The sequence below is a fragment of the Rhodococcus sp. IEGM 1302 genome (genome assembly GCF_030056935.1).
Classification (GTDB): Bacteria; Actinomycetota; Actinomycetes; order Mycobacteriales; family Mycobacteriaceae; genus Rhodococcus_F; species Rhodococcus_F qingshengii.
The window spans coordinates 38,876-52,549 of the sequence record NZ_JASHKY010000012.1 but is presented as its reverse complement, the minus strand read 5'-3'; the positions used below and the strand labels follow the sequence as shown (position 1 = coordinate 52,549).

The 13,674-nt window shown below is 63.6% G+C and carries 14 protein-coding genes; 5 read left to right on the top strand and 9 right to left on the bottom strand.

Translation table 11 applies throughout. The annotated features are described in order from the left end of the window. Positions 1–69: 69 nt before the first annotated feature. The 3 genes from QM609_RS17735 (at position 70) to QM609_RS17725 (ending at position 2,231) form a co-directional block, all read left to right on the top strand. Positions 70–735 (top strand): fasciclin domain-containing protein, encoded by a 666-nt coding sequence (locus QM609_RS17735; RefSeq protein ID WP_050656361.1) that lies wholly within the window; start codon positions 70–72, stop codon positions 733–735. A gap of 88 nt (positions 736–823) precedes the next feature. Further along, positions 824–1,492, top strand: coding sequence for a sigma-70 family RNA polymerase sigma factor (locus QM609_RS17730; protein ID WP_007728615.1), 669 nt, complete (start codon positions 824–826; stop codon positions 1,490–1,492). 1 nt (position 1,493) lies between these two features. Beyond that, positions 1,494–2,231: an anti-sigma factor gene (locus QM609_RS17725; RefSeq protein WP_076949015.1), complete on the top strand. Its 738-nt coding sequence runs from the start codon at positions 1,494–1,496 to the stop codon at positions 2,229–2,231. 74 nt (positions 2,232–2,305) lie between these two features. Here the strand turns inward: QM609_RS17725 and groL are convergent, their stop codons facing one another. Both groL and groES read right to left on the bottom strand, forming a co-directional pair. Then, positions 2,306–3,916: a chaperonin GroEL gene (gene groL / locus QM609_RS17720; protein ID WP_003940715.1), complete on the bottom strand. Its 1,611-nt coding sequence runs from the start codon at positions 3,914–3,916 to the stop codon at positions 2,306–2,308. Positions 3,917–4,002: 86 nt separating this feature from the next. Next, entirely contained in the window at positions 4,003–4,302 is a 300-nt protein-coding gene (gene groES, locus QM609_RS17715; RefSeq protein ID WP_003940763.1) for a co-chaperone GroES, read from the bottom strand. Positions 4,303–4,535: 233 nt separating this feature from the next. On the opposite strand from groES, the gene QM609_RS17710 reads away from it, so the two are divergent. After that, the gene (locus QM609_RS17710) at positions 4,536–6,251 is read left to right on the top strand and encodes a TIGR03767 family metallophosphoesterase (protein ID WP_050656359.1); all 1,716 of its coding nucleotides are present in this window, start codon (positions 4,536–4,538) and stop codon (positions 6,249–6,251) included. Positions 6,252–6,270: 19 nt separating this feature from the next. Here the strand turns inward: QM609_RS17710 and QM609_RS17705 are convergent, their stop codons facing one another. Continuing rightward, on the bottom strand, positions 6,271–6,831 hold the full coding sequence (locus tag QM609_RS17705; RefSeq protein ID WP_054782245.1) for a potassium channel family protein: 561 nt from the start codon (positions 6,829–6,831) through the stop codon (positions 6,271–6,273). A gap of 161 nt (positions 6,832–6,992) precedes the next feature. Here QM609_RS17705 and QM609_RS17700 point away from each other — a divergent pair, with 161 nt between their 5' ends. Further along, a complete protein-coding gene (locus QM609_RS17700) occupies positions 6,993–8,582 on the top strand; it encodes an Hsp70 family protein (RefSeq protein ID WP_042449735.1) in 1,590 nt (529 codons plus the stop codon). 18 nt (positions 8,583–8,600) lie between these two features. On the opposite strand, the gene tsaD is transcribed toward QM609_RS17700, so the two are convergent. The 6 genes from tsaD to alr form a co-directional block, all read right to left on the bottom strand. Next, the gene (gene tsaD, locus QM609_RS17695; RefSeq protein ID WP_050655848.1) at positions 8,601–9,638 is read right to left on the bottom strand and encodes a tRNA (adenosine(37)-N6)-threonylcarbamoyltransferase complex transferase subunit TsaD; all 1,038 of its coding nucleotides are present in this window, start codon (positions 9,636–9,638) and stop codon (positions 8,601–8,603) included. Beyond that, positions 9,635–10,129: a ribosomal protein S18-alanine N-acetyltransferase gene (rimI, locus tag QM609_RS17690; RefSeq protein ID WP_050655860.1), complete on the bottom strand. Its 495-nt coding sequence runs from the start codon at positions 10,127–10,129 to the stop codon at positions 9,635–9,637. Before rimI ends, tsaD begins: the two co-directional genes overlap by 4 nt. A 10-nt stretch (positions 10,130–10,139) precedes the next feature. Then, positions 10,140–10,823, bottom strand: a complete 684-nt coding sequence (tsaB, locus tag QM609_RS17685) for a tRNA (adenosine(37)-N6)-threonylcarbamoyltransferase complex dimerization subunit type 1 TsaB (protein ID WP_050655849.1) — start codon at positions 10,821–10,823, stop codon at positions 10,140–10,142. A 107-nt stretch (positions 10,824–10,930) separates the two neighbouring features. Further along, positions 10,931–11,422 (bottom strand): tRNA (adenosine(37)-N6)-threonylcarbamoyltransferase complex ATPase subunit type 1 TsaE, encoded by a 492-nt coding sequence (gene tsaE, locus QM609_RS17680; RefSeq protein WP_003940673.1) that lies wholly within the window; start codon positions 11,420–11,422, stop codon positions 10,931–10,933. Continuing rightward, positions 11,412–12,464 (bottom strand): alpha/beta fold hydrolase, encoded by a 1,053-nt coding sequence (locus QM609_RS17675; RefSeq protein WP_003940782.1) that lies wholly within the window; start codon positions 12,462–12,464, stop codon positions 11,412–11,414. Before QM609_RS17675 ends, tsaE begins: the two co-directional genes overlap by 11 nt. Continuing rightward, on the bottom strand, positions 12,461–13,663 hold the full coding sequence (gene alr, locus QM609_RS17670) for an alanine racemase (protein ID WP_050655850.1): 1,203 nt from the start codon (positions 13,661–13,663) through the stop codon (positions 12,461–12,463). Before alr ends, QM609_RS17675 begins: the two co-directional genes overlap by 4 nt. Between the last annotated feature and the right edge of the window lie 11 nt (positions 13,664–13,674).

Below are 13,674 nucleotides of genomic sequence, written 5' to 3'. Positions count from 1 at the left end.
CGACCGACGCCCGCCTCCGAATGCCTTCTGACAGTGCACCTCAGCACATCCCTTCAGGAAGGCAGACCCATGAACACCTCTACTCGAGTTCTGGCAGTCACCGCAGCAGCCTCTTTCGCCGTCTTCGGCGTGGTCGGTTGCTCCTCGGACGACAACGATTCGTCGACCGACACGTCCAGCGCCGCCATGACGTCTTCTGCCATGGGATCGAGCATGTCTCCCAGCAGCGCGATGGCAGAGCCCGCTTCTGATCTGGTCGGTGCAGGTTGTGCCGACTACGCAGCTGCAGTGCCGAGCGGCGCCGGATCGGTCAGCGGAATGGCCCAGGATCCGGTTGCCACAGCGGCATCCAACAATCCGTTGCTCACCACCTTGACCGCGGCAGTCTCCGGCCAGCTCAACCCGGACGTCAACCTGGTCGACACCCTCAACGGCGGCGAGTTCACCGTCTTCGCACCGATCGACTCGGCATTCGCCAAGATCGACCCCGCCACGATCGACAGCCTCAAGACGGACAGCGCCATGCTGACCAAGATCCTCACCTACCACGTGGTTCCCGGCCAGATCGCCCCTGACGCGATCGACGGAACTCACCCCACCGCCGAGGGCGGAACGGTCACCGTCACCGGATCCGGTGACAACATCAAGGTCAACGACGCAACTGTCGTCTGCGGTGGAGTCAAGACCGCAAACGCCACCGTCTACCTCATCGATTCGGTGCTGATGCCGCAGTAGTCCCCACCTGCTGTGCGCCTTTATCAACCCCCCGCGGTTAATAAAGGCGCACAGCGGCCAACGGCGGGCCAAGAGAAAAGAACCGGACATGCACGCTACGGTTGTACGCGATGAAGCGAGACAACTCTTCGTGAGCGAGCCAGACCATGCGTCGGATGCGGCCGACGCATGCCCGACGGACAATTCTGCGGCCCGCACCGCGCGCATCGCGGAATCACGCGAGCTGGCAGTGATCCTCGCGAACGTCGCCGGTGGCGACCAGAGCGCCTTCGCCGAGTTCTACGACCGAACCAGCTCCCGTGTGTACGGCATGGTTCTTCGTGTACTCCGTGATCCAGGTTTCTCCGAGGAAGCGGTCCAAGAGGTCTACCTCCAAGCCTGGAAATCAGCCGACAGCTTCGACCCCGCCAAGGGGTCCGCGCTCTCCTGGCTCCTGACACTTGCCCACCGGCGCGCAGTGGATCGCGTGCGCTCAGAACAGTCGAGTTCGGATCGACAGGCTCTCTACGACACCACCAATGCCACTCCCGAGTTCGACGTCGTCAGCGACGAAGTGACACGAAGAGACGAGCATCGTGCTGTCACCGACTGTCTCGAAACGCTGACGGACACTCAGCGCCAATCGGTGACTCTCGCCTATTACGGCGGCCGAACGTACCGCGAGGTGGCCGAAGATCTCGGCGTGGCGATTCCCACGATCAAGTCGCGAATTCGCGACGGACTACTGCGCCTACGTGGATGTTTGGGGGTGATGTGAGATGGACGAAGAGCTGATCGACTACGCGTACGCCTACGCGATCGATGCGTTGGACCTCGACGAGCGCCGTGAGGTCGACAAACGACTTGCCGCTTCGGACTCCGCGACCCACGCCGAATTCGACGCCCAGGTCCGGCTCACCGCCGAAACCATGGCCGCGATGACCGTCGTCGACGCCGTCGAGCCCCCGCCGTCGCTGCGCAGCAGCGTCCTTGCCTCGATCGCAGAGCAGGCCGCTGCTCCCAATGCCCCCGTTTCGCTGGCCGAGCGCCGTAACCGTCGACGCCCGTGGACCGTGGCTCTTGCGGCGGCCGCCGCAGTCGCAATCCTGGTCGGCGGCATCGGAATCGGGCGCACGCTGTCCGACAACACGCCGCCGCAGAACCCCGCGTCCGAAATCATGGCAGCACCCGACGTTCATGCCACGACGCGTGAAATCCCGGGCGGCGGTAGTGCCACGACGCTGTTCTCGCCCTCCGAAGACGCCGCAGTCCTCGTGATGAACGATGTGACTCCCCCGAGTCCGGATACCGTCTACCAGATGTGGCTGGTGCCGGGCGACACCGACGACACCACGATGATCCCGATGGGGACGATGGCTCCGGGCGACGTCAAACCCACTACCCAGGTGGTGCTCGACGGCATCGGTCCGAATACGAAGTTGGCGTTCACTATCGAACCGCCCGGCGGATCGCAGCAGCCGACGAGCGAGCCGTTCGCAACGATCCCGCTCATCTGATCGCCAGACGAAAAAAGATCCCCCACCGGAATCCGGTGGGGGATCTCTTCTTTGTCGAAACTACGAGCAGCGAGTCAGTGGCTGTGACCGTGTCCGGTGTCGGCAACTTCCTCGGTCGGCTTCTCGACGACGGCGCTCTCGGTCGTGAGGATCATGCGCGCGACGGAAGCGGCGTTGACCACTGCCGAGCGAGTGACCTTGACCGGGTCGACGACGCCGTCGGCAAGCAGGTTGCCGTAGGTGAGGGTGGCAGCGTTGAAGCCTTCGCCCTTGGTCATCTCGGCGACCTTGCTGACAACGACGGAACCGTCGATGCCTGCGTTGCTGGAGATCCAGAACAACGGAGCGTTGAGGGCTTCGCGGACCACGGCAACGCCGGTGGCCTCGTCACCCGTCAAGCCGAGGTTCCCGATCAGAGCCGTACCGGCCTGAACGAGAGCCGATCCGCCACCGGGGACGATGCCCTCGGAAACTGCTGCCTTGGCTGCGTTGACCGCATCCTCGACGCGGAACTTGCGTTCCTTCAGATCGGTTTCGGTGGCTGCGCCGACCTTGATGACGGCCACGCCGCCGGACAGCTTCGCCAGACGCTCTTCGAGCTTCTCGCGGTCCCAATCCGAATCGGTGTTCTCGATCTCGCGACGCAGCTGCGCAACGCGGGTCGCGATGTCGTCAGCGGTGCCTGCACCGTCGACGATGACCGTCTCGTCCTTGGTGACGACAACGCGGCGAGCGCTGCCGAGCAGCTCGAGGCCGGCTTCCTTGAGCGAGAGGCCGACGTCGGTGTTGATGACGGTGCCTGCCGTGACGACTGCGAGGTCGTCGAGGAATGCCTTGCGACGATCACCGAAGAACGGCGCCTTGACGGCGACGGCCTTGATGGTCTTGCGGATGGAGTTGACCACGAGGGTGGAGAGAACTTCACCCTCGACGTCCTCGGCGATGATCAAGAGCGGCTTGCCGGATTCGGCAACCTTCTCGAGCAGCGGAAGGAAGTCGGGAAGTGAGCTGATCTTCTCGCGGAAGAGCAGGATCAGCGCGTCTTCGTAGACGGCCTTCTGCGCATCGATGTCGGTGACGAAGTAGGGCGAGAGGTAGCCCTTGTCGAACTGAACACCTTCGGTGACAACGAGTTCGGTTGCAACGGTGGAGGATTCCTCGACCGTCACGACGCCGTCGGTTCCGACACGGGTGAGTGCCTCGCCGACGAGCTTGCCGATCTCTTCGTCACGCGAGGAGACGGTGGCGACCTGAGCGATCGACTTCTCGCCCTCGACGGGGGTGGCTGCGGCGAGCAGTTCCTCGACGACCTTGTCGGCTGCGGCGTTGATGCCGACGCCGAGAGCCATCGGGTTCGCGCCCGCTGCGATGTTCTTGAGTCCGCCGCGGACGATGGCCTGGGCCAGAACGGTCGCGGTGGTGGTGCCGTCGCCGGCAACATCGTTGGTCTTGGTGGCGACGCTCTTGACGAGCTGTGCGCCGAGGTTCTCGAAGGGATCTTCGAGCTCGATCTCACGGGCGATGCTCACACCGTCGTTGGTGACGGTGGGGCCGCCGAATGCCTTGGCGAGCACGACGTGGCGTCCACGCGGGCCCAAGGTCACCTTGACGGCGTCGGCAAGCTTGTCGACTCCGGCTTCGAGAGCGCGGCGTGCGGTCTCGTTGAACGCAATTTGCTTGGACATCTGTTCTGTCAGCTCCTGAATCTTCGGGGCGTGAACGCATTCCGCCCCGGGATCCTGTGTGGACTCCGGGGCGGATCACGTGTGTCTTACTTGGAGACGACAGCCAGCACGTCGCGTGCCGACAGGATCAGGTATTCCTGGCCGGCGTACTTGATCTCGGTTCCGCCGTACTTGGAGTAGATGACCGTGTCACCCTCCTTGACGTCGACCGGGATGCGGTTGCCCTGCTCGTTGACGCGGCCTTCGCCGACTGCAACGACGGTGCCCTCCTGGGGCTTTTCCTTGGCTGTGTCAGGAATGACCAGGCCGGAAGCCGTCGTCGTTTCAGCCTCGTTGGCCTGGACGAGGATCTTGTCCTCGAGCGGCTTGATGTTGACGCTCGCCACGATGAGCCCTCCACTTTGGGGTATGTGCGTCCGAGGCGATCCTCGGACAGCTGTTTGGGTATGCCGTTTACGGCGCGTCACTGCAGTCCCGTCGTCGCGGGTGCCGGAACTCGATCAGCGCCAATTGGCACTCTATACGTGAGAGTGCCAACCCTCAAGGACTGGGCGCATTTTTCTCTTCGTCCAGAGCGAAACAGGACAGCCGTCCACCACGTTCACCTATTGTTCACTTCGTGACGAACATCAATCGCCGTAGTTTTCTGACCTTCGCCGGACTCGGCGCCGTCGGCGCGGTCAGCCTTGGCAAGCCGTGGGGCCTGCAATATGCAGGCGCGTCGACCATTCCGACGTCAGGTCCTGGCACCACTCTCGAGTCCGTGTCCACCCCCGTCAGCAGCAGCGGCTACACCAAGCTCACCGCCGGACCCGGTTGGGCGAACATCGTGCGCAGCGAGTTGGCCGAGCCGAAGTCGGGACGCGAGGACCGACGCACCGCGCTCGCCTCACTCGTGCAGTTGACCGACGTCCACATCGTCGACGCCCAGTCCCCCATGCGATTCGAGTACGTCCACCAGATCACCGGCTCGGCGTTCCGCCCCCAGGAGACCCTGACGGCGCACGGGCTGATTTCACTTGTCCGCCGGGTCAATTCGATCGGCAGTGGCCCGCACACGTCGCGACCCTTCGATGCCGTCGTCACCACCGGCGACAACACGGACAACAAGGAATTCGCCGAACTCGACTGGTTCCTCACCTCACTCAACGGCGGAACCGTCGTCGCCAATACCGGTGCCAAGGACCGCTACGAGGGTGTACAGAACTCGGGTGCCGATCTCTACTGGAACCCCGAGTCACCGATGCTCGACATGTACAAGAAGGCCGGATTCCCGGAGATCCCCGATTTCTTCGGTGCCGCTTTCACGCCCGTGTCGAGCCCCGGCCTGAACACCCCTTGGTACTGCGTGTTCGGCAACCACGACGATTCGGTGTCCGGCACGGTGCCCAGCGGCATCCCGCCGCTCGAAGCGATGTACACGGGATCTCTCAAATTCGAGGTGCCCGGTTCACCGGAGCAGGCCAAGCAGATCGACGTCGCCACCAAGTTCGATCCCAGTGCGATACCCGGAATCCTGTCCGCCTTCACGACGCCGCCGCGCCAGGTCACCCCCGACCCGTCGCGCGCGCCGTTCACACCGCGACAGTTCATCGCCGCACATCTTGATCCCGCGCACACCGGTCCCGGCCCCGTCGGACACGGTTTCGCCCCCGACGCCGGCGACACCGGTATCGGTTACTACTCGTTCGAGATCGCACCGGGCGTCGTCGGCATCAGCATGGACTCCACCAACCGCGCGGGCCTCGTCGACGGTTCGCTGGGCGCCGCTCAGTTCCAGTGGATCGAGAACACCCTTCGCGCCGGCAGCAGCACCTACTACGACGCCGCGGGCTCTCGCGTCACCGAGTCGCGAGGTGACACGTATTTCGTGCTGTTCAGTCACCACACGAGCGACACGATGGACAATCTCATTCCCGACCCCGAGAACGTCCTCGAGCCACGCCTGCGCGGTTCACAGCTTCTCGACTTGCTGCATCGTTTCCCGAACGTACTTGCCTGGGTCAACGGACACACCCACGAGAACAAGATCACCCCGTGGCCCGGCGCGACCCCCGAGCAGGGCTTCTGGGAGATCAACACCGCCTCTCACATCGACTACCCGCAACTCGGACGCATCATCGAGATCGCGGACAACCATGACGGAACGGTGTCGTTGCTTGCGACGCTCTTCGAGGCGGAGAGTCCCAATTCCGTCGACTACAGCGACAAGTCGGCAGCCGGGCTCGCCTCGCTGTACCGCGAACTGTCGTTCAACGACATCCACCGCGACCCGAAGCTGACGGGTACCGGCGTCGACCAGAACGTCGAATTGTTGGTCCACACCGGACGATGACTCCGATTGCCGCAGTGTCCTAGGTGATTTCAGGTCCGCTCGAAGGCGAGCGGTGCGATTTCGCCCACGACACTGCGGCAACGACGAATCGAACGCCGAATCCGATCAACACCAGATTGCAGACGATCTGAAGGCTCACGAGCCCCCGGGCAAGGTCCGTCTGCGCGGCGATGTCACCGAATCCGACTGTCGAGAAGACGGACAACGAAAAGTACAGCGCCGCCATACGCGACAGCGGTTCGGTGAAACTGCCAGGGCTTGCATGCTCGACCGAAAAATAGGTGATGGACACCAACAACAAGTACGTCGGCATCACCACCGCCACAGCTTCGACCGCCTGCAGAGATGGCACATCGGAACGCAGAATTCGCCACACCTGCCAGGTGGTCACGGCAAGTACCGCGGCGCCTCCACCGATCAAGAGGAAGATTGCACTGGCGGTATGTACATCGATCCACGGCAGAAAGAAATACGCGCATCCGAAGGCGATCACCGTCAGTGTGGGCCGAAGCACTGCACCACGGATCAGCGCGCGTCGTCGTTCCCGGTCGATGTGGGGAGAATCGCCTTTTTTCCGCATGAATCAATGATCGACAATTTCGCAGGTAAAACCACCCTTTCGGTCCGAAAAGGACGTCACGGAGACGAAAAGCACTGAGCAATCCTCACGAACCTTCTGTAACGTTCATATAACGGCGGTCGATTGAACATTGACCGGTATTGACTGTGAGGAGGTGTGCGATGAGTTGTTCACTGGGAATTTCCACTGGATCTTCCGGTGTCTATTCAGCACTCGTCGACACCGATACCAGCACAAACGCGCCAGGCGCCGTGCCTGCCGAGACTCGCTTCGTCTCGGCGGATCAGGCCAATTCCAACGTCGGTGACCTTGTCAGAGCATCCATCAAGCTGATGACGACGCAGGTAACGGACGGATCTGAAGCGCCGCGCTCGATCGGTGTCAGCTATCGCACGGACGATCAACTCGCGAGCATCAGGTCATCTCTTTCGCGCTCGCCGAAGCAGGTCCGTGCAATCCCCGAACCTGCCGCCGTACACGCGTATCTCGCCGAGACAGGGAAAACCGAGCGGTACGACACGACAGCTCAGGTGGACGTCGGCGATCAAGGTCTGACGGTGTCCGTCGTCGACCACACCGGTGAAGTTCTGCACTCCGACCGTATAGACGCCCTCGCAGGGGCCGGAATCGACCGGGCATTGGTCGACTTCGTGACGGAGAAGGCGCCAGGGCACTTGCGCCGGTACACCGACGCGGAACTTCTTGCCGCCCGGTGCCATGTCGCCAAAGAGCAACTGTCCACGTCCACCAAGGTGACCGTCGACCTTCCGATCGACGCGATGGCGATCACGCGCGACGAGTTCGAGGCCATCATCGCCCCGGATATCGAGCGCGCCGTCACCTTCATCCGTGAAGTCGTGAAGGGCTCACCGCGGCCCGTCGGTGCCGTTGTACTCATCGGAGGTGGCGCACATATTCCGGCCGTGCGGTCCGCCGTCGCCGCTGCCGTCGACGTCCCCATGGTCGAGATCGTCGAGCCCGAGACTGCGGCAACCAAAGGTGCTGCACTCCTGGCAGATTCGATCACCGCAATTCGTTTCCCGCTGCTGGGCTCCGGAAGTGACCAGCGCTCCGGATCCACCGCCAAGGTATCGGGAGCGTTGATCGGTGCGCTCGTGGTCGGCGGACTGGTACTCGGTTACGGCGCAAAGGAATTGGTGCCGACCGACGACACCGCGGTCTCGCCCGTCGGAACGGGGTCGACCACGACGACGGTGAGCCCCGAAGCGACACCGAGCACCGGATCGACGATCATTCCGTCTCATGATCCTCTGCCTTCGGTAGCCGGCAGCACGTATCCTCGGTACGGGTATCCCACCACCCCGTTCGACTCACAGCCTTACGACACGCACTCGTACACAACGCATCAGTACACACTTCCGCCTGCGCCGATCCCGGACACCTCGACGACAACCACGCCGCCGACCACGACAACGACCACTCCGAATTGGCCGACCATTCCCGGAATCACGCTGCCCGATCCACCGGCGTGGTGGCCGACGCTGCCGGACACCGAGGCGACGCCCCCGGTCGATCCGACCGAGGCAAACCCCGGCGGCGGTCTCGGCCCGGGTGAGAGCGGCGGCGAGAACCCGACGACGCCGGAGACTCCTGGATCCGGTTCCACCGAAACCGAAATCACTACCCCTGGTGGCGGTGATCCGACGACGAAGCCCGGTGAACCGAATACCTCGATGCCCGAAAACGGTCCCGCGACCACACCGGATCGGGAACCGGCCCCGGTCGGCTGATTCTCAGTCGGCCGATTTTCAGTGCATCAACTGGCTGACGGAGACCGACAGACCCGGGTCCGTCGCAACACTCAATTCCGAAGGGCCTGCGCCGTTTCCGATCAGGTGAGCGGCCAACGATGCGATCATCACGCCGTTGTCCGTGCACAGTCGAGGTTTCGGAATGCGCAACGTGATGCCCGCTTCGGCGCAGCGCTGCTCGGCGAGTGAGCGGATACGCGAATTGGCCGTGGCGCCGCCGCCGAGAACCAACGTGTCGACCCCGACGTCCTTGGCTGCACGCACTGCCTTCATCGTCAGGACGTCTGCAACCGCTTCCTGGAACGAGGCAGCGATGTCCGGGATCGAAAAGGTCTCGCCTGCGCGCTCTTTCGATTCGACATAGCGCGCGACGGACGTCTTGAGTCCCGAGAACGAGAAGTCGTGCCGCGAATCGCGCGGCCCCGTCATGCCGCGAGGGAAGGCGATTACGTTCCGATCTCCCTCTTGCGCAGCAGCATCGAGTGCCGGTCCACCGGGAAAGCCGAGTCCGAGCAGTCTGGCCACCTTGTCGAAGGCCTCGCCGGCGGCGTCGTCGACAGTCGTGCCCAGTTCGACAATGGGCTTGCCCAGATCTTCGACGTGAAGCAGGTGTGTGTGACCGCCGGAGACCAACAATGCGACGCACGAGGGCAACGGACCGTGCTCGAGAGTGTCCACCGAGACGTGACCGCCGAGATGATTGACCGCATAGAACGGGATGTTCCATGCTGCCGCATAGGCTTTCGCTGCGGCTACACCGACCAGCAGCGCGCCGGCCAGGCCGGGTCCGATGGTGACGGCCAGCGCGTCGGGCTTCTCGATACCGGCGGCAGCAAGGGCACGGCGCATCGTCGGCACGATCGCCTCGAGGTGAGCCCGCGAGGCCACTTCGGGAACCACTCCCCCGTACCTGGCGTGCTGATCCACGCTCGATGCCACCTCGTCGGCCAACAGCTCGCAGGTTCCGTCACCGTTCCAGCGGACGATACCGACACCTGTTTCGTCGCAAGAACTTTCGACACCCATGACGATCATGCTTGCTGCTCCTCAATTTCGCGGACACCGAGCACGGCAGGCCGTCTCATCGTGTACGCATCTGCCCCACTGGGCTGGTAGTACTTCTTTCGTGTTCCGACGATCTCGAATCCTTCGCGCCGGTACAGCGCGATGGCAGGTTCGTTGTCGGTGCGCACTTCCAGGAACACCGGGCACTGCCGTGAATCCGCCAGAGTCAGAAGCGCATCGAGCAACGCGCCGCCGATTCCGAGTCGCTGAGCCGAGGGATCTGTACCGATGGTGTGAACCTCGGCCTCCATGTTCGGCGACGCCCCCAACAATGCGACTCCGGCGTAGCCGAGGACGTGACCGTCAGGCTCCCGGGCAACGAAGTAATGATTATGTGCGCCTGCAAGTTCCGAGACGAACGCTTGTGCGCTCCAGGGTCCGTCGCCTGCGAACAACGCGCGCTCCAACTCCGCGCACCGTTCGGTGTCATCGACGTTCATCGGCTCGATGCTGTACTTCATCTGCTCTGTCTCACTTGCCACGTTCTGCAAGGGTCTTCGCGTCCGGGCGTCGGAGGTACAGCGGCTCCAGCGGGGCCGGAACCGAGCCGGCCAGGATCTCGCGAGCAGCGACTGTCACCAACCCGGCCGGTGAAGGTGTCTCCGCCGGGTCGACGGGTAGATCGAAGAAGTCCACGTGCGAAGCGGATCCGGCAATCAGCGTCGAAGGCGAAGGATCGACGTCGCCGGCGGAATTCACAGCCGGTCCTTCGACGCGCACTCCTCCGTCATAGCGCGCCCAGTAGATCTCGCGACGCCTCGCGTCAGTCACGACGAGCAGGCTCTGTGTGGTCGGTACCGCAGCCGCGATCGCATCGAGGCTGCACACGCCGTACACGGGAACACCGAGTGCGTCGCCGAAGGCAGCGCCCGTCGCCATGCCGACACGCAGTCCGGTGTACGGCCCTGGCCCGACACCCACGACGACGGCGTTCAAGTCGGCCGGTGTGAGCCCTGCCTCGGCGAGGCATTCGAGGACGTGAGGGGTCAAGACCTCGGCGTGCGCACGAGGATTGACCGTGACACGCACGGCAAGCGTCTCCACTGTGTCCGGTGACTCTGCGTCCGGTGACACTGGGTCCGGTGACGAAGCCGACAGGGAGACGACTCCGGCAGTGACTGCCGGAGTGGAGGTGTCAATTGCGAGAACAAGCACGATTTCTCAGGGTACCCGCACGTGAAGAACTACTTCCGGCCCGGGAGGGTCACGACGTCTGTGACACGAAACGCCGTTTCACGACGTCTGTGACACCAAACTCCCTTTCACGACGTCCAGGACCAACTCGCAGTCCGCACATCCGATTCGGGTTCCCGATGAAGCTGCACTCGCAGGTGCCGTTCGACGAGCCTTTCCACGACGTCACCACCCCATTCGACCACCACCACTGCATCGGTGAGGTCGGTGTCGAGGTCGAGGGCATCGAGTTCGTCGAGCGCATGCGGTCCGCTGTCTCCCAGCCGGTATGCGTCGACGTGGATCATGCCGACGGGAACTCCGCCGCCGGGGCGGGTGCCCGGACGATGCTCACGAGCGATGACGAACGTCGGGGACGTCACCCGGCCCTGCACCCCGAGCCCGGCGCCGATTCCGCGCGTCAACGCGGTCTTGCCTGCCCCGAGTGGACCGTCCAGCACCACCAGGTCGCCGGCAACAAGTCCCGCCGCCAAGCGTCGGCCGAAAGCCTCGGTATCCTCGGCCGTTTCCAACGTGATCTGTCCGGACACGGGAAGTCCCGTGGAGTTCTCAGCCGACATCGGACCGCTCTTCTACCTGCGCTCGCTGCACCAACTTGTCGATTGCGTCCGTCACGATCGCCGGGAACTCGAGCTGCACCAGATGGCCGGCCCCGTGAACTCGCACGAGTTCGGACTCGGGGAGATCGGCAGCGAGACGCTTGGAGCTGATGAACGGAATCATCATGTCTTGATCGCCGCAGATCACGACTGCCGGTGTGTGTGCGAGGACCTCGAGAGAAGCGGACTCGTCGTGCAGTTCCAACGTCCGCAGGAAATTGACGATGGTCACAACCGAGGTCCGGTCGAGCATGCCGTCCGAGAGTTCATGCAGCCGTGGGCTGACATCGGTGCCGTACGAGGCCGCACGCAGGATCGGCGTGATCAATACTCGCGCAGCGCCCCGGGCATGCTGAACCACTCCTGGTGAGGTGCGCACTGCCAACCGGAATCCGTCGATGATCGGATTCTGCAGATTGCGGGTCAGGCCGGTCTCCGCCAGGCCTGCCGCCGTCGTCGCGACCAGCCCCACGCCGATGACTCGGCCCTCGAACCATTCGGGTCGCTGACCGGCGAGCGCGAGTACCGTCATGCCGCCCATCGAGTGACCGACCAGAACTATCGGTCCCTTGGGTACCTTGGCCTCGACGACGGTCGCGAGGTCGCGGCCGAGCTGAGAAACCGTACAACTCTTCGAACGCGGCATGCCCGAGTCTCCGTGTCCGCGCTGGTCGTAGAACACCATGCGAACCTTGTTGCCCCATCGCTCTTCGAGCTGGCGGCGCTGGAAATGCCAGGACAGCGCACTCAGGCAGTATCCGTGCACGAAAACGACTGTCAGCGGAGCGTCGTCCGGTCCCACTTCGCGAACTGCCAGCTCGACACCGTCCTCGGTGCGCACCGTGCTCTTGCGGTCGCGCGTCATGAGGTCGAAGTCCTCGTCCGCGTAGATTTCCCGGCCCGGACGCGTCGCGGTCTTGAATGCGTTCACGCCGGCCATCGAGCCGAGCGCCACGGCGCTGAGCAGGCCACCGAGAATGCTCATCTTTCCTGCAGTCTTCATGACGTCTCTCCCCCGATGTACGTACGCACAGTGCGTCCACGTATCCCGGTCACGACCTCGTAGTGAATGGTGTCGAGTACGTCGGCCCAGGCCTGCGCGTTGGGTTCGCCGTGATCGCCGTTGCCGAAGAAGATCGCGGTGTCGCCTTCGCGAACTCCGTCACCGTCCGGACCCAGGTCCACCAATACCTGGTCCATGCAGATTCGCCCGACAGCCTGGCGACGCTTACCGCCCAACTGCACTTCGAACTTGCCACTCAGTGAGCGAGACAAACCGTCGGCGTAGCCGACGGGAAGCAGCGCAAGAGTGGTGTCGTGCGGTGCGACCCACTGATGCCCGTAGGAGACGCCCTCTCCGGCGGCTACCTTCTTCACCAGAATCACCTTCGCTCGCAGCGTCATCGCCGGTCGTAAACCGAAATCTCCGAGTTCGGGCACCGGAGACAATCCATATATCGCGATTCCGGGCCGAACCATGTCAAACCGCAGGTCAGGACGGGTGACTGTAGCAGCGGAGTTGGAAAGATGAACAACTTCGGGGTCGAATCCGCGAGCGCGGACGTCGGCAACCGCGTCGATCAAACGCTGCTTCTGCATGTCGATAACGTCGTGATGCGGTTCGTCCGAGTGCGCGAGGTGAGAGAACACTCCGCGCAGCCTGATCGTGCCCACGTCCCGCGCAGTGGCGAGGTCGTCGAGCATCTGCGGCCACTCGGTTCTCGATACGCCGTTGCGATTGAGACCGGTGTCCACCTTGAGCGTCACCATCGCCTGTTGTCCCAGAACCCGTGCCGCGTCGACGACAGCGGCCAGGTGTCGCGGGGAGGACACGCCGATCTCGACGTCCGATCGGATCGCCGAGGCGAAATCGGCGTCGACGCCGTGCAGCCAGGCAAGAACGGGAGCGGTGATGCCTGCCTCGCGAAGGACCAGTGCCTCCGCGATGGTGGTGACGCCGAGTTCCCGGGCTCCCGCCGAGAGCGCCGTCCGCGCCACCGCAACTGCGCCGTGGTTGTATCCGTCCGCCTTGATGACCGCCATCAACGCTGCATCCCCGGCAAATTCACGCAGAACACGCACGTTGTGCGCGATCGCGTCCAGATCGACGACTGCCTCCGTCTGCGGCCCTACTGCGTCGTCGAGTCGGCTCGCCTTCCCCTCCGCAGGCTCCTTCGGTGCTCTTCCCTGGGCAAGCGTCATGGCGACAATCC